This window comes from Pantoea sp. BRR-3P (genome assembly GCF_039621635.1).
GTDB classification, from domain to species: domain Bacteria; phylum Pseudomonadota; class Gammaproteobacteria; order Enterobacterales; family Enterobacteriaceae; genus Pantoea; species Pantoea floridensis.
In genome coordinates this window covers 3863601-3888164 of the sequence record NZ_CP155066.1, presented here as the reverse complement: position 1 = coordinate 3888164, position 24564 = coordinate 3863601, and the positions used below count along the sequence as shown (strand labels likewise).

The following is a 24564-nucleotide window of genomic DNA, read 5'->3' as shown; positions in this document are numbered from 1 at the left end:
GCTTAACCCGAACGTTTACGGTTGCTATTGCGCGGTGCGCCACTACGACGGTTGCTGTTGTTCCCGCCACGGCGTGGACCGTTTCCTGAGCGACTGCGTTGCAGGCGCTTCGGCGGTGGCAGCTCGTTCAGCAACGCGTCGCTGTTGTACTTGCTCACCGGAATACCGTGACCAATGTACTCTTCAATCGCTGGCAGGTTCAGCGCGTACTCTTCACACGCGAGGCTGATGGAGTGACCGCTGGCACCGGCGCGGCCCGTACGGCCAATGCGGTGTACGTAGTCTTCACGATCGTCAGGCAGATCGTAGTTGAACACATGCGTGACCGCAGGAATATGCAAACCACGTGCGGCCACATCGGTGGCAACCAGGATATCCACATCACCTTTGGTGAAATCGTCGAGGATACGCAGACGTTTTTTCTGTGCCACGTCGCCAGTCAGCAGACCAACGCGGTGACCGTCGGCAGCCAGATGGCCCCAAATGTCTTCACAACGATGCTTGGTGTTAGCGAAGATAATCGCGCGATCGGGCCACTCTTCCTCAACCAGCGTCTGCAGCAAGCGCATTTTCTCTTCATTAGAAGGATAGAAAAGCTCTTCTTTGATGCGATGGCCGGTTTTCTGCTCCGGTTCCACTTCCACGTATTCGGCGTTGTTCATGTGCTCAAACGCCAGTTCACGTACGCGGTAAGATAAGGTGGCAGAGAACAACATACTCAGGCGTTGGGTGGCCGGCGGCATGCGGCGGAACAGCCAACGGATATCTTTAATAAAGCCGAGATCGAACATGCGATCGGCTTCATCCAGCACAACAACCTGAATGGCGCCCAGGTTGACATGGTTCTGCTTGGCATAGTCGATCAAACGTCCGGTGGTGCCCACCAGAATGTCGACGCCATCTGCCAATACTTTCAACTGTTTATCGTAGCCGTCGCCACCATAAGCCAGGCCCAGCTTTAAGCCAGTGACCTTCGCTAACGGCTCTGCATCAGCATGAATTTGTACGGCGAGCTCACGCGTTGGGGCCATGATCAGCGCACGTGGCTGATTAATCTGGCGACCTTCTGCGGCAGGATGAGAAAGAAGATAATGAAACGTTGACGTCAGGAACGCCATCGTTTTGCCGGTACCGGTTTGCGCCTGACCCGCAACATCACGCCCTGTAAGCGTAAGAGGCAACGCGAGCGCCTGTATAGGCGTGCAGTGGCTAAAGCCTTTAGTATCAAGGGCTTCTATCACCTGAGGGTGCAGGGCGAAGTCGGAAAACTTCTGTTCAGTTAAGTGTGTTTTGCTCATAGTGTGGTAGAATATCAGCTTACTAGCGCTTTACGAAAGCGTATCCGATGAAATAAAGTCAACCTACGTTGGTATAATTTCCGCCGATTCGCCAGGCACAATCTTTTGGAGTTAAACATGAGCAGCGATAAGATCGTTCACTTGACCGATGACAGTTTCGACACAGACGTACTGAAAGCAGACGGTGTCACTCTGGTAGATTTCTGGGCTGAATGGTGTGGTCCTTGCAAAATGATCGCCCCAATCCTCGACGAAGTCGCCGAAGAGTACGAAGGTAAGCTTACCATCGCGAAATTGAACATTGATGACAACCCGGGTACAGCGCCTAAATATGGCATCCGCGGTATTCCAACTCTGCTGCTGTTCAAGAACGGCGAAGTGGCGGCAACCAAGGTTGGTGCACTGTCTAAAGGGCAGTTGAAAGAGTTTCTGAACGCTAACCTGGCCTAAGCCCGGCGCGGTGTTTGTTCCGCAGTGGTGAATTTTTTCGCCACTGCTGGACGTCTCACTTTAAGCGTGTTAAGTTGAGTTCACTGCATTACGCTCTTACCTTGTAGTTTGCATCTAAGTTTTCCCTTGTCAGACCCTACTCGCAATGAACGTTATCGTGGTTTGGCAATCTGATGACTAGCACATTCGGCATCATCTTTCGACCGTCTCCTCGTTTCCTATCGCCACATCTGACGATAATCGTCGAGCTGAGTTGAAAAAGAGCCATTAACAGGCATGGAATTTTTGCCATACCACTCACGACAATCATTTCGAGAATTACCCCGAGTTTAAGAACCCATCACTATGAATCTTACCGAATTAAAGAATACGCCGGTTTCTGAGCTGATTACCCTCGGCGAAAATATGGGGCTGGAAAACCAGGCGCGTATGCGCAAGCAGGATATTATTTTCTCTATCCTGAAACAGCACGCAAAAAGCGGCGAAGACATCTTTGGTGATGGTGTGCTGGAGATACTGCAGGACGGATTTGGTTTCCTCCGTTCTGGAGACAGCTCCTACCTCGCCGGTCCCGATGATATCTACGTTTCTCCCAGCCAAATCCGCCGCTTCAACCTCCGCACTGGTGACACCATTTCTGGCAAGATTCGCCCGCCAAAAGAAGGTGAACGCTATTTTGCGCTGTTGAAAGTTAACGAAGTTAACTACGACAAGCCGGAAAACGCGCGCAACAAGATTCTGTTCGAAAACCTCACGCCATTGCATGCCAGCAAGCGTATGCGTATGGAGCGCGGTAACGGCTCGACTGAAGACCTGACAGCACGCGTGCTGGACCTGGCTTCCCCAATTGGTCGTGGCCAGCGTGGTCTGATCGTGGCACCGCCGAAAGCCGGTAAAACCATGCTGCTGCAGAACATCGCGCAGAGCATTGCCTACAACTATCCAGATTGCCTGTTGATGGTGCTGCTGATTGACGAACGTCCGGAAGAAGTGACCGAGATGCAGCGTCTGGTTAAAGGTGAAGTCATCGCTTCTACCTTTGATGAGCCAGCTTCACGCCACGTACAGGTCGCTGAGATGGTGATCGAGAAGGCTAAGCGCCTGGTTGAGCACAAAAAAGATGTGATCATCCTGCTCGATTCCATCACCCGTCTGGCGCGTGCCTACAACACCGTGGTTCCCGCATCAGGTAAAGTCCTGACCGGTGGTGTGGATGCGAACGCCCTGCATCGTCCGAAGCGTTTCTTCGGTGCGGCACGTAACGTGGAGGAGGGCGGCAGCCTGACCATCATCGCAACCGCGCTGGTTGATACCGGTTCGAAGATGGACGAAGTGATTTACGAAGAGTTTAAAGGTACAGGTAACATGGAACTGCACCTCTCGCGTAAAATCGCCGAGAAACGCGTATTCCCAGCGATCGATTACAATCGTTCTGGTACGCGTAAAGAAGAGCTGCTCACCACGCAGGAAGAGCTGCAGAAGATGTGGATCCTGCGCAAAATCATCCATCCAATGGGTGAAATCGATGCGATGGAATTCCTCATCAATAAACTGGCAATGACCAAAACCAACGACGAATTCTTCGATATGATGAAGCGTTCGTAAGTCGCAGGTGGCGACCCGCTAAGCCAAGCGGTGATTCGCACAATTTGCCAGGAATTATTGCTAACGCCACGTCTTAACGTGGCGTTTTTTATTTATGGGCATTAGGATGAGCCCAGTCAGGAAGCATTTATTTTGACTGTGGCAGATATTTGCTTGTTTTTTCAGCAATCAGACTTTTCTGCAGCAGAATTCGGAATAGGGATATACGGCAATAGCGGGTGTTTTGCCTATTGTTGACCACGATTTTAGCTGAGAGCATGAACGTGAATTTACTCACTATGAGTACTGAGCTTGGTTTAGTTTTTCTTTTTACTTTAGTGTTCCTGTTTTTTGCTCGCAAAGCAGCTAAAAAAATTGGGCTAGTGGACACTCCAAACTCCAGAAAAAGACACCATGGCGCCATTCCGTTAGTGGGTGGTATTTCTGTGTACGCGGGTATCTGCTTCGCTTTTGCCATCTCAAATTATTATTTACCGCACGCGATGCTCTATCTGAGCTGTGCGGGCGTGTTGGTATTGGTAGGAGCTCTTGACGATCGTTTTGATATCAGCGTCAAAATTCGTGCGCTGGTGCAGGCGGTGGTCGCCATTGTGATGATGGTGGGTGCCAAACTCTATTTGCTCAGCCTCGGATTTATTATCGGCCCGGTAGAGTTAATCGTTGGCCCCTTTGGCTATGTATTAACGCTGTTCGCCGTGTGGGCCGCGATCAATGCGTTTAATATGGTGGATGGAATTGATGGCCTGCTCGGCGGCCTCTCCAGCGTTACCTTCGCCGCGATAGGTATTATTCTCTACTTCGATGGCCAAACCAGCCTCGCCATGTGGTGTTTTGCGATGATCGCCGCCACCATTCCTTATATTCTGCTCAATCTCGGTTTGATTGGCCGCCGCTATAAAGTGTTTATGGGCGATGCCGGTAGCACCATGATCGGTTTCACTATCATCTGGATCTTGCTGGAAACCACCCAGGGTTTAAGCCATCCGATCACGCCGGTTACTGCGCTGTGGCTGATTGCCATTCCGCTGATGGATATGGTGGCGATTATGTATCGGCGTTTGCGGAAAGGCATGAGCCCGTTTTCTGCCGATCGCCAACACATTCATCATTTGATCATGCGCGCCGGCTTCACTTCACGTCAGGCATTTTTGCTGATTACCGTGGCCGCGGCGATCCTGGCCGGTATTGGCGTGCTCGGTGAATATCTGGCCTTTATCCCGGAATGGGTGATGCTGGTGCTGTTCCTGATGGCGTTTCTCCTTTACGGCTATTGCCTGAAGCACGCATGGCGTGTAGCGCGCAAAATCCGTCGCATAAAACGTCGCTGGCAAAGCAGCAGCGAAGATAAAAAATAAATTACCCAGAAAGTACCCTGATAAGGATTTTTGTTATGACCTCTGTGGTTGTAGAAAACGAACTGGATGTGCGAGGCCTCGGCTGTACGCTGTGGCGTGGCAAGCGCTGGATTGTTGGCCTGGCGCTGCTGTTTGCGCTGTTTGCGTGGCTGGCCTCGATGTTGATGAAGCAGGCGTGGAGCACCACGGCAGTCACCGATCGTCCTACGGTGAATATGTTGGGTGATTTCTTTGTGCAGCAGCAATTTCTCAATAATCTGGATGTCCGCACCAATACGCTCAATCTCAGTTCGCCAGCCCCAACCGTTATGGATGAGGTTTATCAAGAGTTCACAATGCAGCTGGCATCATGGGATACGCGTCGTGATTTCTGGCAGCAGACCGATTACTACAAAAGTCGTAAAAGCGGCAACGCGCACAATGATGCGGCGCTGCTCGATGACTTAATCACCAACATCCAGTTCACGGCGGCCGATCCGGCGCGCAATGTGTTAGATAACATCAAGCTGGTCGCCGAAACTGCCGGTGATGCCAATAATTTGCTACGCCAATATATTGCCTATGCCAGCGAACGTGCGGCACGCCATTTGAATGCGGAGCTAAAAGGCGCCTGGCAGGCGCGCAACATACAACTGCAGGCGCAGGTCACGCGTCAGGAAGAAGTGGCGCAGGCGGTGTTTGAACGTCAACGTCAGCGTATTGTGCAGGCGCTGAAGGTGGCCGATGAACAGGGCATTAAAGAGAATCGTGCGCCGGCTACGGGTGAGGCGCTACCAGACAGCGATCGCTTCTTGCTTGGCCAGCAAATGTTACAGGCGCAGCTCGACACGTTACAGGCCAGCGGACCTGCTTATGATTTAAGCTATGATCAAAACAAGGCGATGCTGAGTACGCTGCAGGCGGGGCCGCGTCTGGACAAACAGTTCCAGACCTATCGTTATTTGCGCACGCCGGAAGAGCCGGTTTCGCGTGATAGTCCGCGTCGTCTGTTTATGATGATCATGTGGGGCGCCATTGGCGCGCTGGTCGGTGCGGGAGTGGCGCTGGTGCGACGTCCGCGTTCAACGTTACCATCGAGCCATTAAGAGAAGCCACGTGAAAGTTCTGACCGTATTTGGCACGCGTCCTGAAGCGATCAAAATGGCTCCGCTGGTGCAGGCGCTGGCGCAGGATGCTGCGTTCGAGTCACGCTTATGCGTTACTGCACAGCATCGAGAAATGCTCGATCAGGTGCTGCGTCTGTTTCAGCTGCAACCTGATTATGACCTGAACATCATGCGTCCGGAGCAAGGGCTGACGGAGATTACCAGCCGCATTTTGCAGGGCATGAAAACCGTGCTGGCCGACTTTCAGCCGGATGTGGTGTTGGTGCATGGCGATACCACCACCACTTTTGCCGCCAGCCTGGCGGCGTTTTACCACCAGATTCCCGTGGGTCACGTGGAAGCCGGGCTGCGTACCGGCAACCTGATGTCGCCGTGGCCAGAAGAGGCCAACCGCACATTGACTGGCCACCTGGCGAGCTACCACTTCACCCCGACGGAAAATTCGCGGCAAAATCTGCTGCGTGAGAACCTGCCGGATGCTCGCATTTTCGTTACTGGCAATACGGTGATTGATGCGCTGCTGTGGGTACGCGATCGCGTATTGGATGATGCGGATCTCAATGCTCGCTTGGCCGCGCGCTATCCGTTCCTTGACGCCGATAAAAAGCTGATTCTGGTTACGGGCCATCGTCGCGAAAGTTTTGGCGACGGCTTCGAACGCATCTGCAGCGCGCTAGCGCAAATTGCACGCCAGCATCCGCAGGTGCAAATCGTCTATCCGGTGCACCTCAATCCCAATGTCAGCGAGCCGGTAAACCGCATTCTCAGCGGTATCGAAAACATCATTCTGATTGAGCCGCAGGAGTATTTGCCGTTTGTCTGGCTGATGAACCGTTCATGGCTGATTCTGACCGATTCCGGCGGCATTCAGGAAGAAGCACCGTCACTCGGCAAGCCGGTGCTGGTGATGCGCGATACCACCGAGCGGCCGGAAGCCGTGGACGCAGGCACGGTGAAACTGGTGGGCACCGATATCAGTAAGATTGTCGCGGAAGTCAGCCTGCTGTTGCAGGACGATGAAGCCTGGCAGGCAATGAGCCGCGCGCACAACCCTTATGGCGATGGCCATGCCTGCGCGCGCATCTTGCAGGCCCTAAAACAACACAGAGTATAACCATGCGTTTTGAAACCATTTCCGTTATCGGACTGGGCTATATTGGGCTGCCAACGGCGGCCGTTTTTGCCTCACGGGGAAAAAAAGTCGTTGGCGTGGATATTAATAGCCGCGCTGTCGAAACCATTAATCGCGGCGATATCCACATCGTTGAACCCGAACTGGGTGAGGTGGTGCGCGACGCGGTGCGAGACGGATACCTGCGCGCCACCACGCAGGCCGAAGCCGCCGATGCTTTTCTGATTGCCGTACCCACGCCGTTTATCGGCGATCATCAGCCCGATCTCAGCTACGTGCAGGCCGCCGCGTTGTCCATTGCGCCCGTATTAAAGACGGGCGATCTGGTGATTCTCGAATCGACGTCGCCAGTCGGCGCAACCGAGCAGATGGCGCAATGGCTCGCGGATGCGCGTCCCGATCTGCGTTTTCCGCAGCACGGCGATGCGTGCGATGTGTTTATCGCGTACTGCCCGGAACGGGTATTGCCCGGCAAAGTGATGGTCGAACTGCTGGAAAACGATCGCGTGATTGGCGGCATGACGCCAGCCTGTTCTGCGCGCGCCAGCGAGCTGTATCGCATTTTCCTGCGTGGTGCATGCGTGGAAACCCATGCGCGTACCGCCGAGATGTGCAAACTGACGGAAAATAGCTTCCGCGATGTGAATATCGCTTTTGCTAATGAGCTGTCGCTGATCTGTGCAGAGCAAGGCATCAACGTGTGGGAACTGATTGCGCTGGCGAATCGCCATCCGCGCGTCAATATTCTGCAGCCTGGGCCGGGCGTTGGCGGGCACTGCATTGCCGTCGATCCCTGGTTTATCGTGGCGCAAAATCCAGAACAGGCGCGGCTGATTCGCACCGCACGTGAAGTGAATGATGCCAAACCGGGTTGGGTGCTGGACCAGGTAAAACAGGCTTTGGCCGAATGCCTCACCGCCAGCGGTAAACGTGCCAGCGATATCACCATTGCCTGCTTTGGTCTGGCCTTCAAACCGAATATTGATGATTTACGCGAAAGTCCGGCGATGAGCGTTGCCCATCTGATTGCCGAATGGCACAGCGGACAAACCTGGGTGGTTGAGCCGCACGTAACGGCCATTCCGCAGCGTCTGGCGCACGAAGCCACGCTGGTCACCACCGAAGATGCGCTGCAACAGGCGGATATTCTGGTGATGCTGGTTGACCATGCGCAGTTCCGCGCGGTTGAGGCTGCACAGATTACCCAGCCGTGGATTGTTGATACCAAAGGCGTCTGGCGATGAAACAGTTTTTGGTGACCGGCGGCGCAGGATTTATCGGCTCGGCGTTGGTGCGTTTTCTGCTTGAAAACACTGAGCATCGCGTGGTGGTGGTCGATAAGCTGAGTTACGCTGGCAATCTGGCCTCGCTGGCGCCGGTGCAGCAGAACACGCGTTTCGCCTTCGAGCAGGTGGATATTTGCGATCGCGCCGAGCTGGATCGCGTGATGACGCAGTACCAGCCAGATTGCATCATGCATCTGGCGGCGGAAAGTCACGTCGATCGTTCGATTGATGGTCCGATTGCCTTCATCGAAACCAATATCGTCGGCACCTATCAACTGCTGGAAGCGGCGCGGCATTACTGGAATAACATGGTGGATGAGCGCAAAAAGGGCTTCATTCTCCATCACATCTCTACCGATGAAGTGTTTGGCGACCTGCACGGCAGCGACGATTTCTTTACCGAAACCACGCCGTATGCGCCCAGCAGCCCGTATTCGGCGACCAAGGCCAGCAGCGATCATCTGGTGCGCGCCTGGCTGCGTACCTATGGTTTGCCGGTGATCGTTACCAACTGTTCCAACAATTACGGCCCATATCATTTTCCTGAGAAGCTGATCCCGCTCACCATCATTAATGCGCTGGCAGGTAAACCGCTGCCGGTATACGGCAACGGCAGCCAGATTCGTGACTGGCTCTATGTGGAAGACCACGCGCGGGCGCTTTATTGCGTGGTCAGCAGCGGCAAAGTGGGTGAAACCTATAATATCGGCGGTCATAACGAGCGACGGAATCTTGAGGTGGTGGAAACCCTGTGTGATTTGCTGGATGAACTGGCCCCACAGCGGCGTGCACCACAGCTGTCGTGCTATCGGGACTTGATTACCTTTGTGAGCGATCGTCCCGGCCACGACCAGCGTTACGCCATTGACGCCAGCAAAATTGCGCGCGAGCTGGGCTGGACGCCGCAGGAAACCTTTGAGAGCGGTATCCGCAAAACCGTGCAGTGGTACCTGGCGAACCCACAATGGTGGCAGGCGATTCTTAATGGCAGCTATCGCGGCGAGCGTCTGGGCCTGGCCACGCCGCGCTAAAACCCAATTCAGAAGGAGCAGCGATGAAAGGCATCATTTTAGCCGGAGGTTCGGGCACGCGTTTGCATCCGATTACCCGTGCCATCTCAAAGCAGCTGTTGCCGGTGTATGACAAGCCGATGATTTACTATCCACTTTCGGTGCTGATGTTGGCCGGGATCCGTGAAATCCTGATCATTACCACGCCGGAAGATCGCGCCCACTTTGAACGATTGCTGGGCGATGGCAGTGAGTTTGGCATACAGCTAGCCTATGCCGAACAACCTACCCCCGATGGCCTGGCGCAGGCGTTTATCATTGGTGAATCCTTTATCGGTGATGATCACTGTTGTCTGGTGCTGGGCGACAACCTTTATTTCGGTCAGGGTTTCAGTCCAAAACTGAAGAAAGTGGCGGCGCGCAGCAGCGGCGCCACCGTTTTCGCCTATCAGGTAATGGATCCCGAGCGTTTTGGCGTGGTGGAGTTTGATGACGACTTCAACGCGCTTTCAATTGAGGAAAAACCGCAGCAGCCGAAATCGCGCTGGGCGGTAACCGGCCTCTATTTTTACGACAATCGCGTGGTGGAGTTTGCTAAACAGGTTAAGCCTTCCGCCCGGGGTGAGTTAGAAATTACCGCGATTAACCAAATGTATCTCGATCAGGGCGAACTCTCCGTAGAGCTGCTGGGTCGTGGTTTTGCCTGGCTGGATACCGGCACGCACGATAGCCTGATTGAGGCGAGTATGTTTGTGCAGACGGTGGAAAAGCGTCAGGGTTTTAAAATCGCCTGCCTGGAAGAGATCGCATGGCGCAATGGCTGGCTAAGCGACGCCCAGCTGCTGGCTGCAGCCCAGGCGCTGACTAAAACCGGCTACGGCCAGTATTTGCTGGATGTTCATCATGCCCGTCCGCGTCAATATTAATCCCCTTCACTGGGAAAACGATTTCTTCGGCCAGAACAGCGCCCGCCTGGAGCTGGAGGGCGATCTGCCGCTGTCTGAAGCGTTAACCCAGCCCTATACGCTTTGGCAAGTCAAAGTGCCCGCAGATCGTGTTGAGGCGATCGATGCCTTGAGCGAGCAGGGCTTTCAGCTGGTTGAAGGCGAAGCCGATCTGACGATCGCTATCAAAAATACTGAGCGGCAACCCGGCGTGCGGATCGCGCGTGAAGCACAAATCCCGGCACTGCGTGATGCGGCTGCGCAGGCATTTAGCCAGAGTCGCTTCCGTGCGCCGTGGTTTGAGCCTGCAGACAGCGGGCGTTTCTATGCGCAGTGGATTGAAAATGCCGTGCGCGGTACTTTCGACCATCAATGCCTGGTCGCTTGCGATGAACAGGGCGCATTGCAAGGTTTCGTCTCCATGCGGGAAGTGGACGGTGATATGCGTATCGGTCTGCTGGCGGTACTGCCTGGTGCGCAAGGATGTGGCGTGGGCCAGCGTTTACTGCTCGCTGCCGCTGACTGGGGCCGCGTGCGCCAGCTGGCGCATTTGCGTGTTGCTACCCAACTCAGCAATCTTACGGCGATGCGCCTTTATTTACGCAGCGGTGCGCGGCTGGAAAGCACCGCTTACTGGTTCTACAGGAAGGTCCCATGATCCCCTTTAATGCGCCGCCGATTGTCGGCAGTGAAGTTGAATATATGCAGTCGGCCATGGCCAGCGGCAAACTGTGCGGCGACGGCGGTTTTACCCGACGCTGTCAGCAGTGGATGGAGCAGCATTTTGGCAGCAACAAAGTGCTGCTGACGCCATCCTGCACCGCGTCGCTGGAGATGGCGGCGCTGCTGATTGATATCCAGCCCGGCGACGAAGTGATCATGCCGAGCTACACCTTTGTCTCCACCGCTAACGCTTTTGTGCTGCGCGGCGCGGTCATTGTGTTTGTTGATGTACGTCCCGATACGCTCAATATCGATGAAACGTTAATTGAAGCAGCGATCACGCCGAAAACCCGCGCTATCGTGCCGGTGCATTACGCCGGTGTCGCCTGCGAGATGGATACCATCATGGCGCTGGCGGCGAAGCATAAACTGTACGTAATTGAAGATGCCGCGCAGGGCGTGATGTCCCAATACAAAGGGCGCGCGCTCGGCACTATTGGTCATATTGGTTGCTTCAGCTTCCACGAAACCAAAAATTACACCGCAGGCGGCGAAGGCGGCGCAACGCTGATCAATGAGGCGAGGCTGGTAGAGCGTGCCGAGATCATTCGTGAAAAAGGCACTAACCGCAGCCAGTTTTTCCGCGGGCAGGTGGATAAGTATACCTGGCGCGATATTGGCTCCAGCTATCTGATGGCAGATCTGCAAGCCGCTTATCTGTGGGCGCAGCTGGAAGCGGCGGAGCAGATCAATCAGCAGCGTCTGCACCTGTGGCAGTGCTACTACGATGCGTTGCAACCGCTGGCAGCAGCGGGCCGCATCGAACTGCCGGTGGTGCCAAAAGATTGCCGCCACAACGCGCACATGTTCTATATCAAGCTGCGCGACAGCGACGATCGTCAGGCGCTAATCAACTGGATGAAAGAGGCGGAAATCCTCACGGTATTCCATTACATCCCGCTGCATTCAGCACCGGCGGGCGAGCGCTTTGGCCGTTTCCACGGTGCGGATGTGTTTACCACGCGTGAAAGTGAGCGCCTGTTGCGCCTGCCGCTGTTCTACAACCTGTCGGATAACAACCAGCGCACGGTGATCAGTTCGCTGCTGAGTTTCTTTGCCTGATGTCGTTAGCCAAAGCCTCAGTCTGGACCGCTTCATCCACGCTGGTAAAAATCGTGGCTGGCTTGCTGGTGGTGAAATTGCTGGCGGTGAGCTTTGGGCCGGAAGGTATTGGGCAGGCCGGTAACTTCCGCCAGCTCATTACCGTACTTGGTGTGCTGGCAGGTGCAGGTATCTTCAACGGCATTACCACGCTGGTGGCGCAGCATCAGCAACAGCCGCAGATGTTGCGTGCCGTAACGGGTACGGCATCTTCGATTGTTCTCGGCTTTTCAACACTGCTGGCACTGGTGTTTTTACTGGCGGCGCAGCCGATCAGCACAGCACTGTTTGGCCATGCTGAATACGAGAACGTGGTGCGGATTGTCGCTTTTCTGCAGCTGGGTATTGCCTGGGCTAATTTGACGTTAGCGCTGTTGAAAGGTTTTCGTGATGCACGCGGTAATGCGCTGGCGCTGATCGCGGGAAGCCTGATAGGCGTGATCGGCTATGTCATGTGCTGGTGGCTGGGCGGTTATGCCGGTGCGCTGGTGGGGTTGGCGCTGGTGCCGGCGCTGGTTGTGTTTCCTGCCCTGATCATGCTGCGTCGCCATCGCGACGTATTGCCGTTGAGCTGGCTTAAGCCAACGTGGCAGCCGGATTTGGCACGCAATCTGGCAAAGTTTACGCTAATGGCGTTGATGACCTCGCTCACCTTGCCGGTGGCGTGGGTGATGATGCGAAATCTATTGGCAGAACAGCAAGGTTGGGCGCAGGTCGGTTTATGGCAGGGTGTCACCAGCATTTCCGATGCTTATCTGCAATTTATCACTGCCACCTTTAGCGTTTGGCTGCTGCCGACGCTGGCGCGGCTGGAGCAGAAACCGCAAATCGCCCGGGAAATTGGCCGCGCGCTGCGCTTTGTCATGCCTGCCGTGGCCGTAGCAAGCTTCTGCGTATGGCTGCTGCGCGATGTCGCTATCTGGCTACTGTTCTCAGCGCAGTTCACCGCCATGCGTGACCTTTTTGTCTGGCAGTTGTGCGGTGACGTCTTTAAAGTAGGTGCCTATGTTTTCGGATACCTGGTGATCGCCAAAGCGTCGCTGCGCTTTTATATTCTGACCGAACTGAGTCAGTTCGCGCTGTTAACCGGTTTCTCCCGCTGGCTAATTCCGCTGCACGGTAGTGCCGGAGCCGCACAGGCCTATATGGCCACCTACATACTCTATTTCGCCCTTTGCTGTGGTGCCTTCATAATTTATTGCCGGAAAAAATGACGCTATTTCACGTATTGGGATCGGATATCCCGCACCACAATCATACGGTGCTGCGCTTCTTTAATGATGTGATAAGCACGGAGATGCCTGCAGATGCGCCGCGTCAATTTATGGTGGTGACCCGCGCGCCAGAAACGCTGCAAGCCTATTCAGCACTGCACATCGAAACTTTTGCCAACAAGCGTGCGCTGGCGCAGGCCGTTATCGCGCGCGCCGCTAATCGCGCGCAGCGCTTCTTCTTCCACGGCCAGTTCAATCCCAGTATTTGGCTAGCATTACTGAGCGGCAGGCTGCGTCGCCGGCAGGCATTCTGGCACGTATGGGGCGCAGATCTTTACGAAGAGGGGCGAGGCCTTAAGTATCAGCTTTTTTATCTGCTACGCCGATGGGCGCAGAGCTGCGTGTCGCAGGTATTTGCCACGCGCGGTGATTTACACCATTTCCAGCAGCGCCATCCGCGCGTACCGACCTCACTGCTCTATTTTCCAACGCGCATGCCGGACGCTGCCGTACCCGCAGCGATGGAATCCGCTGCGTTCACCATTCTGCTCGGTAATTCAGGCGATCGCAGCAATCGTCATATCGCAGGCTTAGAGGCGATTCGCGCGCAGTTTGGTGAGCAGGTCAAGGTGGTGGTACCGCTCGGTTATCCCGAGAACAATCACCGTTATATTGATGAGATTGCTGCCGCCGCACAGCGCCTGTTCCCTGCGGGGCAGGTCACCTTGCTGCGTGACAAGATCGACTTTGACGTCTATCTGGGATTGCTTAGCCGCTGTCAGCTCGGCTATTTTATGTTCGAACGTCAGCAGGGGATCGGCACGCTTTGCCTGCTGATTAAGGCCAATATTCCCTTCGTGCTGAACCGTAAAAATCCGTTCTGGCGCGATTTGAGTGAACAAGGCTTGCCGGTGCTGTTTAGCGAAGATGCGCTGGATGCTGCCAGCGTAGCCGAAGCGCAACGACAACTGGCGCAATGTGATAAATCATCGATTGCCTTTTTTGCTCCGGGCTATCTGGCAGGCTGGCGCCATGCGCTGAGCTTGAGTGAAGGGGAGAGAACATGAGCCTGATGCAGTTTTGCGGTCTGCTGGTGGTTTATCTGTTTTCGCTGGGGTTCATCCTGACCCTGACCTGGCGAGAGTTTAAACGGGTGCGTTTCAACTTCCACCTGTTCTTCACCATTCTGTTTTTGCTGACATTTTATTTCGGTTTTCCGCTAACCAGCGTGCTGGTGTTCCGCTTTAACGTTGCGGTGGTGCCGCCAGAATATCTGTTGCAGGCGCTGCTGGCTGCGACCAGTTTTTATGCCATCTATTACGTCAGCTACAAAGTGCGGCTGCGGCCAGCCAATGCACCGGTGCGGAAACCCTGGCTACAGATGAATCGGGTTGAAACCAATCTGACGTGTCTGCTGCTGGCGCTGGTAGCGATAGGTACCGTGACGGTTTTCTTTTTGCACAACGGTCTGCTGCTGTTCCGGCTCTCCGCGTACAACCAGATTTTCTCCAGTGAAGTCTCTGGCGTGGCGCTCAAACGCTTCTTCTACTTCTTCATTCCGGCGATGTTGATTCGCTACTTCCTAAAACCTACCCAGCGCCAGTGGCTGTGGTTTTTGCTGGTGTCGGTGGCATTTGGTCTGCTGACTTACGCGCTGGTGGGTGGCACGCGCGCCAATATCATTATCGCCTTCGCGTTATTCCTGTTCATCGGCATTACGCGTGGCTGGATCACCTTGTGGATGCTGGTGGGTGCGGGCGTGATGGCGATTGGCGGCATGTTCTGGCTGGCATTGCGTCGCTACAACCTTGACGTGGTCGGCGATGAGGCGTTTTACACCTTCCTCTATCTGACGCGCGATACTTTCTCTCCGTGGGAAAACCTGGCGCTATTACTGCAAAACTACGACAAAATCGATTTTCAGGGATTGGCACCCATTTGGCGTGATTTCTATGTGTTCATCCCCAGTTGGATGTGGCCTGGACGCCCATCAATGATTCTGAACAGCGCCAACTACTTTACCTGGGAAGTGCTGAATAACCATTCAGGTTTAGCGATTTCACCCACGCTGCTTGGATCGCTGCTGGTGATGGGTGGCGTGTGGTTTATCCCGTTTGGCGCCGTTGCGGTTGGTTTGCTAATGAAAGGGTTTGATAACCTGTATCGCTATGGGCGCGATGCCAGCAACCGTTACAGTGGCGCGATTTTGCAGAGTTTTTGCTTTGGCGCGGTATTTAATATGATCGTGTTGGCGCGCGAAGGGCTGGATGCCTTCGGCTCACGCGTGGTGTTCTTTTGTCTGATTTTTGCTGCCTGTATGTGGGTGGCTAAATTGCTTTACTGGCTGTTGGCGCGCGCGGGGCTGATTCGTCCGCGCAGCGAGCCGGTTTTACACAGTCCCTCTTAACGTCTGGGCACAACGGGAAAATTCATACCATGGAAACCGATAAACCGCGCTATCGCCTGCGCGGCGTCGATCTTCACGCCTTCAATGATATGGCGAGCTTTCTGCAATTTTTGCTGCCCGATGGCAAACCGCGCAGCGGCACGCTGATTGCGATGAATGCCGAAAAGATGCTCACCCTGGAAGAGGATGCGCAATTGCGCACGCTGATTGCGGAGGCTGAATTCAAATATCCTGATGGCATCAGCGTTGTCCGCTCTCTGCGTAAGAAATATCCTCAACTACAGGTCAATCGCATCGCAGGTGCGGATCTCTGGGAAGCATTGATGGAGCAAGCGGGCCGCAACGACATTCCGGTGTTTCTGATTGGTGGCCGTCAGACGGTGCTAGAGGAAACCTGCGAGAAGCTGCGTCGGCAGTGGAATGTGAACATCGTCGGCAGCCAGAATGGTTATTTTGCGCCAGAAGATCGTGAGTCGCTGTTTGCGCGTATTGCCGCTAGCGGCGCGCAGATTGTCACGGTGGCGCAGGGTTCGCCGCGTCAGGAGCTGCTCATGCGCGATTGCCGTGCACATTGGCCACACGCGCTCTATATGGGCGTGGGCGGCACGTATGATGTGTTCACCGGGCACGTCAAACGTGCTCCCGTTTGGTGGCAAAAATCAGGCCTGGAATGGCTTTATCGTTTAATCCGTCAGCCTTCACGTTTGCGCCGCCAGTTAAAGTTGCTGAAATATCTACGCTACCATTGGCGTGGCGATCTCTGATATTGCTGGTTTTTCCAGCAAAAAGGAGAGGGTAAGCAACTAAAAGTGCAGTAATTATCGATGGAATGCACAAAGCGTAATCAAACGCGTTTTTTTTATAAAAAAGGGCTGGACAGTGTGAGGTCAAGCCCGTAGTATGCCCATCCGCAACGGCGCTACGCGCCCGTAGCTCAGCTGGATAGAGCGCTGCCCTCCGGAGGCAGAGGTCTCAGGTTCGAATCCTGTCGGGCGCGCCATTTAATTTGTGCGCAAGAGCTTCGGTGGTTGGTTAACCGCGTTATGCAGTGAATTTACGTAAGCGTAACACGCTTACGCACCAGAATTATGGTGGCTATAGCTCAGTTGGTAGAGCCCTGGATTGTGATTCCAGTTGTCGTGGGTTCGAGTCCCATTAGCCACCCCAGATTTTGCTCGGACACGCGATGGTGGCGGAATTGGTAGACGCGCTAGCTTCAGGTGTTAGTGTTCTTACGGACGTGAGGGTTCAAGTCCCTCCCTTCGCACCAGGCAAAATTACGCAGTAGCGTTAAGAAGTAAAAAATCGGCGAGTAGCGCAGCTTGGTAGCGCAACTGGTTTGGGACCAGTGGGTCGGAGGTTCGAATCCTCTCTCGCCGACCATATTCGAAAAGCCTGCTTGAAAAAGCAGGCTTTTTTCGTTTTACACATTTGCCCTTTCACTCTTCTTCCTCAACCTTGTCCGTGCGCCTATTTCTGCACATTGTCGCTATTAGGCTACATTTAACCCTCTGTTTTTATTGGATATGACATTTGCTTGCATAGCTTGTCGCTTTGCAGAGACATCTTTCGGGTTGGATGCAGTGAATTCCCGACAGTGATATCAGACAGCGTCAAACCCTTATTTTTATCTTATTGAAATAAAATAACTTATTCTGGTACCTGCAACTTTGGCACGCCATGTGCAATAATATTGCTGTAGATGCTCATTCCACCTCTTATGTTTGCTAATGCTACATAAACCTGGGAATGATGCAGAGCCCCTTACGGCATCCGTTGTCCAGCCTGGCAGTCATTGCGCACGCTTTACTGCAGTAAGAAGGACATTACGTTGAGTCGGATGCCATCAGTTGTCTGAACGACCTGATCTTACACCTGCTTATGGCAGGTGTTTTTTTATCTGCAATTTGCAGCAGGCAAAAAAAAGCCGGGACAAGCCCGGCGTGCACAAAAGTAACAAACGTAAAAATCAGGCGCTGGGATTAGTCTTCAGCGTAAGTAACAGACCTTCGCGGCGCATTTTGGCTGCGTCTTCCGGGCGGTGCAGACGATCGTAAACATCGGCCAGCCAGGCATAATCAAAGGCATCTGGACGCTGTGCCAGCGCCTGCTGGAAGGCTTCTGCCGCCTGCTGCCATTCACCATGACGCATCAGCATCTGGCCAAGCGTGCTGTGCAGTAGAGGTGTCGCGCCGTGCTGTTTAATCTGCTGACGCAGCGCTTTTTCCAGAGCTTGCGGATCGCCGCTTTTAATTCGCGGCATTAGCAGCACCAGACGATCGTCATATTGACGCTTCAGACCTTCCAGCACGATGCTTTGCGCAGTATCGGGGTCGTCACATTCAATCAGATGTTCTGCCATTGCCACCTGCAAAGCGGTTTCCTGACGCGTTTTGCGGCTCTGGTTTTGCCACCATTTCTTCAAGCCGTCGCTGCCCTGATCGGCCATCGCCTGATTCATCAGGCCCAGCCAGGCTTGCTGCTGAAGGGCCTCGCGCTGTGCTTCATCATTGATCTGCACTTTTTGCATCGAAGGCAGAATATCGAGCAGCGCGCTCCACGCGCCGGTGCGAATATAAGCTTGCTCTGCCAGGCGTAATACTTCCGGATGGCGCGGTGCCACTTCCAGCAGACGATCTACACCATGACGCGCAGCGTGATCTTCGTTGCGCGCCAGTTGCAGACGTACGCGGGTAATTTCGACGGGAATCGTATCGTTCTCCGATAACTCTGCGGCACGCTCCAGATGCTGATTGGCGCGTACCTCATCACCACGTTGCTGTGCGGCTTCGGCAGCGAGTAAATAGTTAGCCACCGGCTGAACGGCGTGATCGGCGTTCTTCGATAACAACTTTTCGGCCTGCTTATAATCGCCTTCAGCCAGTTTCATCAGTGCACTTTGCGTGTGGCGCTGCGCGCTGCGACGTTTACGACCGGTGAACCAACCGCGTGTGCGTGCGCCGGTGCGTAGCAGGCGACGCAAAATCCATTCGACCAGCAAAATCACCAGCAGGCTGAGGATTAAAATAATCGCCAGCCCGGTTACGCTGGTTTCGATATTCCAGTTGTCGGTTTGAATCAGCACGTAGCCCTGATGGCCTGCCACCATCGGTCCAACCACGATGCCCGCCATTAGCAGCAGGAAAAGCACCAATACTTTCAGCATGCTTAGCCTCCCTGTTGATCAGCGGCAGCCGATGGTTGGGCCAGCAAATTACGCACGCGAGTTTGCATCAGTTTTTCCAACAGCGGCTGACTTTCCAGCGTATCCGGTACATCCATCGAAATGCTCTGCTGGCTCAGTTCATCCAGTTGCGTAAGGAAAGCTTTGGTCGCGGCATCATTGGTGTCATACCAGGCTCGAACCCAGGTCGATACCGCATCGATAGACTGCTTGTAAATTTCATCCTGATGACGCGGCACGGCTTGCGCTGCAATGAGCAGGCGCGAACGGATGTTTTCACGCAGATAAACGTCCTGATTCGGCGCCAGCAGCGGCTGTGCAGTGTTATCACGGCGACGGATGGTGATGAAATCATCCATAAAATTATGCCAGCTTTTCACCAGGTTCTGGCGCCACTCGAGCAGTGAACTGGAGAGCTCACCGCCGTCGGCATCCATGGGTGAATCATCGCTGTCATTGTCGGCCAATCGCAGATTATCCACGCCGTTCGACAGCTGATTAAGCTTGAGGATGGTGCCGTCATAGTCAATCTGACTCACGGCAGAGAGTGAGCTGATATCCTGCGTCAGCGCGCGGCGCACGTTCATGACGCTGGGATCGTTCATGTCTGCCAGGCTGGTATCTGCACTTTTCAGCAATGCCGCCGCGGTGGTGACATCCTGATCGCTCCACAACTTACGGCCGGCCAGCTTGACGAGGTAATCTGCCTGAGCCAGTAGCCAGGTGCGCGTGTCATTGCCGGAAATAGTGGCGACTTTATCACGCAGGGTTTCCAGCTCTTTGGCGCTGTTGTCCTGCTGGGTACGTGTTTCCTGCAGGGCACTGTTGGCGCTATCCAGCTGTTGCGTTAGCTGCTGTTTATCGCTGCCCAGTTGCTGCTGCAAGGCGCTCAGCTGCTCACTCAGATTCTGGTTAGTTTGAGCCTGTAAATCGGCCTGGTGTTTCCCATTGAGGTAAAGTCCCGCCCCAATCGCCAGCGCAATGACAATCGCCACCGCACTCAGCACTTTGCCATCGCTTTTTTTATCGCGAGGTGGCTGAGTAGCTGGAGAGGGAGAATTGTCCGCTGGGGTGGTTTCTTCAACCATGGCGGAGGAGGCTTTTTGTTCCGTCATTATGGCTCATCCCATTGTTAAGTTCAGCGTAACGCGCGCAGCAGCGCATCGTTATCGGCACCATCGGCTACATCTATGTCCTGCCAGCCTAATTCAGCGGCTTGCGTAGCCAAACGTTCACTGACGACAACAAGCCGACAGTGCAGTAACCATTCCCGCCGGTCAATCGGCGAAAACAGCGAAAACAGTTGTTGTAACATTTCGCCGCTGGTTACCACCAGCGTTGTAATGCCTCGATCGCGCCAGCGTCGGCCTTCAGTCGCGCCGTTATAGTGCTTTTCACAGCGCTGATAACACTCGCAATATTGTACTTCCGCGCCGCGTTCAATCAGCGTTTCTGCCAGTAATTCGCGGCCCGGGCTGCCGCGCAGTATTAGCGCGCGTTTGCCTGTTACCTGCTGCAGACGATTCAGGCGCACCAGCTCCTCACTGGTCTCCCGCGCATGAGGATAGTCTACTTTCAGATTACTGACGGTATGCAAAGCCAAAGCCGTGCTGCGTCCGATAGCATAATAGCTGAGCGCAGAAGGCCATGTTGTCGCGCTAAGTTGTAAAGCTGGCTGGGCGAAGGTCACCACCTGCTGCGACAGCAGAAACACCAGATCGCCCGCTTGCAGTGCGGCAAGTTGTTGCGGTAAATGAACAAGATCGCGACCCGGCGTGAATTCAATCAGCGGTAGGCTCCACGCCAGTTTCCCCAGGTTTCGCAAACGCGAGACCAGTTCACTGGCTGCCGGTTCCGGACGGGTCACAAGGATGGTCATGCGGGAGGATGTCCCTGATAGACTTCGCGCAGAATGTCGCGGGCGCCGCCATCCAATAACTCCTCGGCCAGGGAAATGCCCATTTTTTCCGCTTGATCGCGCGGTCCACGACGCTCGCCCACCACCATTTGCTTGCCATCGGGCGATCCAACTAAACCGCGCAGCCAGAGCGCGTCGTCTTCCAGCACCGCGAAGCTGCCGATAGGCACCTGACAACCACCTTCCAGCCGCGTGTTCATGGCACGTTCAGCACGTACGCACACTGAGGTCTCGTCATGATTCAACGCCTGCAGTAGCGTAATCAATTGCTCATCATCAATACGGCATTCGATGCCGACCGCGCCCTGGCCAACGGCTGGCAGAGAAATCTCTGCCGGCATGGCCTGGCGAATGCGATCTTCCAGACCCAAACGTTTCAATCCTGCGGCGGCCAGGATGATGGCATCATATTCACCGGCATCAAGTTTTCCGAGACGCGTACCCACATTGCCACGCAGCGAGCGAATGACTAAATCGGGACGACGCGCGCTGAGTTGGCACTGGCGACGCAGGCTGGATGTGCCCACCACCGCGCCGTGGGGCAGTTCATCAACGCTGTTGTAATGATTGGAGACGAAAGCATCACGCGGATCTTCGCGCTCGCAAATGGTCACCAGACCCAAGCCTTGCGGAAAATCGACCGGCACATCCTTCATTGAATGCACGGCAAGATCGGCACGGCCGTCCAGCATTGCCAACTCCAGCTCTTTGACAAACAGGCCTTTGCCACCCACTTTTGCCAGCGGCGTATCAAGAATGACATCACCTTTCGTGACCATCGGCAGTAGCTCAACTTGCAACCCCGGATGGGCGGCCATCAGGCGCTGTTGGACATATTGTGCCTGCCATAAAGCAAGAGGACTTTGTCTGGTAGCAATTCTGAAAATTTTGTTTAACATGCTGTTAACCATTTTGATCGTTCATCGAATATCCTATCATTGATAGGGGAATGCTGTCAGTTTCAACGGTCTTGTAAAGGACGCGATGTCAATTGTGGCCGTATTTACGCGGTTTGAAATTGAGGTTGGAGTCTGAAAAAAGCCGGGCTAGAGTCGGAACATGCTAAACTGTTAAGTAGCGCAACTTTCTTTACGGTCAATCCTCCAGGTGTTAGATTGATCACGTTTCCAGCAATAATTTGCCCAATATCTTTATTATTAAGCGGCAGGCGTTGGAAACAGGGTGCTTAACACTGGGACAATCAGGCGAAACGTCTTGTACCTCTACATTGAGACACTGAAACAGAGACTGGATGCTATTAACCAGCTGCGCGTTGATCGTGCACTGGCTGCCATGGGACCTGCTTTCCAGCAAGTCTACAGTCTGCTGCCAACATTATTGCACTACCATCATCCGCTGATGCCGGGCTACCTCGAAGGTAGCGTTCCGCATGGCGTTTGCTTCTACACGCCCGATGAAAATCAGCAGCAGCTGCTGCAAAATTTAGCGAGCGGCCAGCCGCTTGACCTCAGCAGCAGCGTGAAAGGCGAACGTCCGATCACCGGGATTTACTCCATGGGCAGTACCTCGTCCGTGGGGCAAAACAGCATCTCCGATCTCGACATCTGGGTATGCCATCAATCCTGGCTGGATAATGAAGAGCGCCTCAATCTGCAGCGCAAGTGTACGCTGTTGCAGAAATGGTGTGTGTCAATGGGTGTGGAAGTGAGCTTCTTCCTGATTGATGAGAACCGTTTCCGCCATAACGAAAGCGGCAGTCTTGGCGGTGAAGACTGCGGTTCCACCCAACATATTTTGCTGCTGGATGAGTTCTATCGCACCGCGGTGCGGATGGCCGGTAAACGCATCCTGTGGAACATGGTGCCGGGCGAAGAAGAACACCATTACGACGATTACGTCATGTCACTCTATTCTCAGGGCGTGCTCACGCCGAATGAGTGGCTGGATCTCGGCGGCCTTGGCACGCTGTCGGCGGAAGAGTACTTCGGTGCCAGCTTGTGGCAGCTGTATAAAAGTATCGATTCGCCGTATAAAGCGGTGCTGAAAACCCTACTGCTGGAAGCCTACAGTTGGGAATATCCCAACACGCAATTGCTTTCAATGGATATCAAACAGCGCCTGCACGATGGCGAAATTGTCTGCTTCGGTCTTGATCCCTATTGCATGATGCTGGAGCGCGTAACGCGCTACCTCACCAGCGTTGATGACATGGCGCGCCTCGATTTAGTGCGTCGATGTTTCTACTTAAAAGTGTGTGAAAAGCTCTCCAGCGAAGATCATCATCATCAGCGCACGGGCTGGCGTCGCGAGATCCTTTCGCAGCTGGTGAAAGAGTGGGGCTGGGATGAAGAGAAGTTAGCGGTACTGGATAACCGCGCAGAGTGGAAAATCGAACGGGTACGCGAAGCGCACAATGAGTTGCTGGATGCGATGATGCAAAGTTATCGCAACCTGATCCGCTTTGCGCGCCGTAACAATTTAAGCGTCAGTGCCAGCCCGCAGGATATCGGCGTGCTGACGCGTAAACTGTATGCCGCATTTGAGGCGTTGCCGGGTAAGGTGACGCTGGTGAACCCCCAGATCTCGCCGGATCTCTCGGAAGAAAATCTCACCTTTATTCATGTCCCGGCGGGCCGCGCGAATCGTGCTGGATGGTATCTGTATAACCAGGCCCCCGACATGAGTTCCATCATCAGCCATCAGCCGCTGGAATATAACCGCTACCTGAACAAGCTGGTGGCGTGGGCGTGGTTCAACGGTTTACTCACCAGCAAAACGCGCCTGCATATGAAAGGCAACGATCTGTGCGATTTGCCACGTCTGCAGGAGCTGGTCAATGACGTGTCGAGCCACTTCCCGCTGCGCGTGCCGGCACCCACGCCGAAAGCACTCTATAGCCCGTGTGAAATCCGTCACCTGGCGATTATCGTCAATCTGGAACACGATCCCACCTCGGCATTCCGCAATCAGGTGGTGCATTTTGATTTCCGTAAGCTGGACGTATTCAGCTTTGGTCAGCAGCAGCAATGCCTGATTGGCAGTATCGATCTGCTGTATCGCAACTCGTGGAATGAAGTGCGCACGCTGCACTTCAGCGGCGAGCAGGCGATGATTGAAGCGCTGAAAACCATCCTCGGTAAAATGCATCAGGATGCGGCACCGCCGGATACGGTAGAAGTGTTCTGCTACAGCCAGCATCTGCGCGGCTTAATCCGCACTCGCGTGCAGCAGCTGGTTTCAGAATGTATTGAGCTGCGTTTATCCAGCACGCGTCAGGAACCTGGCCGCTTCAAAGCGTTACGCATGGCGGGCCAAACCTGGGGCTTATTCTTTGAACGGATGAGCGTCTCCGTGCAGAAGCTGGAAAACGCCGTTGAATTCTATGGTGCGATTTCCAATAACAAGCTGCACGGTTTGTCGATCAAAGTGGAATCGAATCAGACGCCGCTGCCGCCGGTGGTAAACGGCTATGCCAGCGAGGGCATCATTCAGTTCTTCTTTGAAGACACCACAGACGATCGCGGCTTCAATATCTATATCCTCGACGAAACCAATCGCGTTGAGGTTTATCATCACTGCGAAGGCAGTAAAGAAGAGCTGGTGCGTGACGTGAGCCGTTTCTACTCTTCATCCCACGATCGCTTTACCTACGGCTCAAGCTTTATCAACTTTAACTTGCCGCAGTTCTACCAAATTGTGAACACGGGTGAGCGATTCCAGGTGATTCCGTTCCGCAGCCAAACGTTAACGCAGCTCTGCGCTACGCAGCCTGATAACGATAACGGCGATTTCCAGCCGCGTTACCAAATGCATTGATCCCGCCCGCGTTCGCGCGGTGGGATACGCTCTAACTCTGACCTGCTGCTGGAA

20 protein-coding genes and 4 tRNA genes are annotated in these 24564 nt (G+C 54.3%); 19 read left to right on the top strand and 5 right to left on the bottom strand.

Annotation, left to right across the window (positions count from 1 at the left end):
* Nucleotides 1-2 precede the first annotated feature (2 nt).
* Nucleotides 3-1298, bottom strand: a complete 1296-nt coding sequence (gene rhlB / locus AAGR08_RS17980) for an ATP-dependent RNA helicase RhlB (protein WP_097095365.1) — start codon at nt 1296-1298, stop codon at nt 3-5.
* 117 nt (nt 1299-1415) lie between these two features.
* Between rhlB and trxA the strand changes: the two genes are divergently transcribed.
* The 18 genes from trxA (at nt 1416) to AAGR08_RS17890 (ending at nt 17014) form a co-directional block, all read left to right on the top strand.
* Entirely contained in the window at nt 1416-1748 is a 333-nt protein-coding gene (trxA, locus tag AAGR08_RS17975) for a thioredoxin TrxA (RefSeq protein ID WP_008105741.1), read from the top strand.
* A 345-nt stretch (nt 1749-2093) separates the two neighbouring features.
* Nucleotides 2094-3353: a transcription termination factor Rho gene (gene rho / locus AAGR08_RS17970; RefSeq protein ID WP_008105744.1), complete on the top strand. Its 1260-nt coding sequence runs from the start codon at nt 2094-2096 to the stop codon at nt 3351-3353.
* A gap of 278 nt (nt 3354-3631) precedes the next feature.
* Nucleotides 3632-4708 carry a UDP-N-acetylglucosamine--undecaprenyl-phosphate N-acetylglucosaminephosphotransferase gene (gene wecA, locus AAGR08_RS17965; protein ID WP_097095364.1) on the top strand — a complete coding sequence of 359 codons (1077 nt, stop codon included), beginning with the start codon at nt 3632-3634 and terminating at the stop codon, nt 4706-4708.
* Between the two features lie 35 nt (nt 4709-4743).
* Nucleotides 4744-5793, top strand: a complete 1050-nt coding sequence (gene wzzE / locus AAGR08_RS17960) for an ECA polysaccharide chain length modulation protein (protein ID WP_097095363.1) — start codon at nt 4744-4746, stop codon at nt 5791-5793.
* A 10-nt stretch (nt 5794-5803) separates the two neighbouring features.
* Nucleotides 5804-6928 carry a UDP-N-acetylglucosamine 2-epimerase (non-hydrolyzing) gene (gene wecB / locus AAGR08_RS17955; RefSeq protein ID WP_345827510.1) on the top strand — a complete coding sequence of 375 codons (1125 nt, stop codon included), beginning with the start codon at nt 5804-5806 and terminating at the stop codon, nt 6926-6928.
* 2 nt (nt 6929-6930) lie between these two features.
* Entirely contained in the window at nt 6931-8190 is a 1260-nt protein-coding gene (gene wecC, locus AAGR08_RS17950) for a UDP-N-acetyl-D-mannosamine dehydrogenase (RefSeq protein ID WP_345827508.1), read from the top strand.
* Nucleotides 8187-9263, top strand: coding sequence for a dTDP-glucose 4,6-dehydratase (gene rffG, locus AAGR08_RS17945; protein ID WP_345827506.1), 1077 nt, complete (start codon nt 8187-8189; stop codon nt 9261-9263). Before wecC ends, rffG begins: the two co-directional genes overlap by 4 nt.
* 23 nt (nt 9264-9286) lie before the next feature.
* Nucleotides 9287-10168 carry a glucose-1-phosphate thymidylyltransferase RfbA gene (gene rfbA / locus AAGR08_RS17940; protein ID WP_097095359.1) on the top strand — a complete coding sequence of 294 codons (882 nt, stop codon included), beginning with the start codon at nt 9287-9289 and terminating at the stop codon, nt 10166-10168.
* Nucleotides 10146-10844: a dTDP-4-amino-4,6-dideoxy-D-galactose acyltransferase gene (gene rffC, locus AAGR08_RS17935; RefSeq protein WP_345827504.1), complete on the top strand. Its 699-nt coding sequence runs from the start codon at nt 10146-10148 to the stop codon at nt 10842-10844. Before rfbA ends, rffC begins: the two co-directional genes overlap by 23 nt.
* Nucleotides 10841-11971 carry a dTDP-4-amino-4,6-dideoxygalactose transaminase gene (rffA, locus tag AAGR08_RS17930; protein ID WP_345827502.1) on the top strand — a complete coding sequence of 377 codons (1131 nt, stop codon included), beginning with the start codon at nt 10841-10843 and terminating at the stop codon, nt 11969-11971. The genes rffC and rffA overlap by 4 nt, the downstream gene beginning before the upstream one ends.
* Entirely contained in the window at nt 11971-13224 is a 1254-nt protein-coding gene (gene wzxE / locus AAGR08_RS17925; protein WP_345827500.1) for a lipid III flippase WzxE, read from the top strand. Before rffA ends, wzxE begins: the two co-directional genes overlap by 1 nt.
* The gene (locus AAGR08_RS17920; protein ID WP_345827498.1) at nt 13221-14291 is read left to right on the top strand and encodes a TDP-N-acetylfucosamine:lipid II N-acetylfucosaminyltransferase; all 1071 of its coding nucleotides are present in this window, start codon (nt 13221-13223) and stop codon (nt 14289-14291) included. The genes wzxE and AAGR08_RS17920 overlap by 4 nt, the downstream gene beginning before the upstream one ends.
* Nucleotides 14288-15631 (top strand): ECA oligosaccharide polymerase, encoded by a 1344-nt coding sequence (gene wzyE / locus AAGR08_RS17915; RefSeq protein WP_097095354.1) that lies wholly within the window; start codon nt 14288-14290, stop codon nt 15629-15631. Before AAGR08_RS17920 ends, wzyE begins: the two co-directional genes overlap by 4 nt.
* A 29-nt stretch (nt 15632-15660) precedes the next feature.
* Nucleotides 15661-16395, top strand: coding sequence for a lipopolysaccharide N-acetylmannosaminouronosyltransferase (gene wecG / locus AAGR08_RS17910; RefSeq protein ID WP_097095353.1), 735 nt, complete (start codon nt 15661-15663; stop codon nt 16393-16395).
* A gap of 159 nt (nt 16396-16554) precedes the next feature.
* Nucleotides 16555-16631, top strand: a tRNA-Arg gene (locus tag AAGR08_RS17905).
* Nucleotides 16632-16722: 91 nt separating this feature from the next.
* Nucleotides 16723-16798 (top strand) — tRNA-His (locus AAGR08_RS17900).
* 16 nt (nt 16799-16814) lie between these two features.
* A tRNA-Leu gene (locus AAGR08_RS17895) sits at nt 16815-16901 on the top strand.
* A 36-nt stretch (nt 16902-16937) separates the two neighbouring features.
* A tRNA-Pro gene (locus AAGR08_RS17890) sits at nt 16938-17014 on the top strand.
* A 586-nt stretch (nt 17015-17600) separates the two neighbouring features.
* Here the strand turns inward: AAGR08_RS17890 and hemY are convergent.
* Genes hemY through hemC form a run of 4 tightly spaced genes read right to left on the bottom strand, consistent with a single transcriptional unit; the run spans nt 17601 to nt 21632 of the window.
* Nucleotides 17601-18797 carry a protoheme IX biogenesis protein HemY gene (gene hemY / locus AAGR08_RS17885; protein WP_097095352.1) on the bottom strand — a complete coding sequence of 399 codons (1197 nt, stop codon included), beginning with the start codon at nt 18795-18797 and terminating at the stop codon, nt 17601-17603.
* Nucleotides 18798-18799: 2 nt separating this feature from the next.
* Nucleotides 18800-19930 (bottom strand): uroporphyrinogen-III C-methyltransferase, encoded by a 1131-nt coding sequence (hemX, locus tag AAGR08_RS17880; protein WP_345827497.1) that lies wholly within the window; start codon nt 19928-19930, stop codon nt 18800-18802.
* 23 nt (nt 19931-19953) lie between these two features.
* Nucleotides 19954-20694, bottom strand: a complete 741-nt coding sequence (gene hemD / locus AAGR08_RS17875) for a uroporphyrinogen-III synthase (RefSeq protein ID WP_345827495.1) — start codon at nt 20692-20694, stop codon at nt 19954-19956.
* The gene (gene hemC / locus AAGR08_RS17870; RefSeq protein WP_345827493.1) at nt 20691-21632 is read right to left on the bottom strand and encodes a hydroxymethylbilane synthase; all 942 of its coding nucleotides are present in this window, start codon (nt 21630-21632) and stop codon (nt 20691-20693) included. Before hemC ends, hemD begins: the two co-directional genes overlap by 4 nt.
* A gap of 316 nt (nt 21633-21948) precedes the next feature.
* Here hemC and AAGR08_RS17865 point away from each other — a divergent pair, with 316 nt between their 5' ends.
* Nucleotides 21949-24510: a class I adenylate cyclase gene (locus AAGR08_RS17865; RefSeq protein WP_345827491.1), complete on the top strand. Its 2562-nt coding sequence runs from the start codon at nt 21949-21951 to the stop codon at nt 24508-24510.
* Nucleotides 24511-24564: the final 54 nt, after the last annotated feature.

Bases quoted from the DNA above. Each gene is read 5' to 3' on its own strand.
- wzxE (WP_345827500.1), top strand. From the start codon at position 11,971: ATGTCGTTAGCCAAAGCCTCAGTCTGGACCGCTTCATCCACGCTGGTA.
- hemX (WP_345827497.1), bottom strand. From the start codon at position 19,930: ATGACGGAACAAAAAGCCTCCTCCGCCATGGTTGAAGAAACCACCCCA.
- rfbA (WP_097095359.1), top strand. From the start codon at position 9,287: ATGAAAGGCATCATTTTAGCCGGAGGTTCGGGCACGCGTTTGCATCCG.
- trxA (WP_008105741.1), top strand. From the start codon at position 1,416: ATGAGCAGCGATAAGATCGTTCACTTGACCGATGACAGTTTCGACACA.
- rffC (WP_345827504.1), top strand. From the start codon at position 10,146: ATGCCCGTCCGCGTCAATATTAATCCCCTTCACTGGGAAAACGATTTC.
- wzyE (WP_097095354.1), top strand. From the start codon at position 14,288: ATGAGCCTGATGCAGTTTTGCGGTCTGCTGGTGGTTTATCTGTTTTCG.
- hemY (WP_097095352.1), bottom strand. From the start codon at position 18,797: ATGCTGAAAGTATTGGTGCTTTTCCTGCTGCTAATGGCGGGCATCGTG.
- wecC (WP_345827508.1), top strand. From the start codon at position 6,931: ATGCGTTTTGAAACCATTTCCGTTATCGGACTGGGCTATATTGGGCTG.
- wecG (WP_097095353.1), top strand. From the start codon at position 15,661: ATGGAAACCGATAAACCGCGCTATCGCCTGCGCGGCGTCGATCTTCAC.
- rffG (WP_345827506.1), top strand. From the start codon at position 8,187: ATGAAACAGTTTTTGGTGACCGGCGGCGCAGGATTTATCGGCTCGGCG.
- wecA (WP_097095364.1), top strand. From the start codon at position 3,632: ATGAGTACTGAGCTTGGTTTAGTTTTTCTTTTTACTTTAGTGTTCCTG.
- rhlB (WP_097095365.1), bottom strand. From the start codon at position 1,298: ATGAGCAAAACACACTTAACTGAACAGAAGTTTTCCGACTTCGCCCTG.
- hemD (WP_345827495.1), bottom strand. From the start codon at position 20,694: ATGACCATCCTTGTGACCCGTCCGGAACCGGCAGCCAGTGAACTGGTC.
- rffA (WP_345827502.1), top strand. From the start codon at position 10,841: ATGATCCCCTTTAATGCGCCGCCGATTGTCGGCAGTGAAGTTGAATAT.
- rho (WP_008105744.1), top strand. From the start codon at position 2,094: ATGAATCTTACCGAATTAAAGAATACGCCGGTTTCTGAGCTGATTACC.
- hemC (WP_345827493.1), bottom strand. From the start codon at position 21,632: ATGTTAAACAAAATTTTCAGAATTGCTACCAGACAAAGTCCTCTTGCT.
- wzzE (WP_097095363.1), top strand. From the start codon at position 4,744: ATGACCTCTGTGGTTGTAGAAAACGAACTGGATGTGCGAGGCCTCGGC.
- AAGR08_RS17920 (WP_345827498.1), top strand. From the start codon at position 13,221: ATGACGCTATTTCACGTATTGGGATCGGATATCCCGCACCACAATCAT.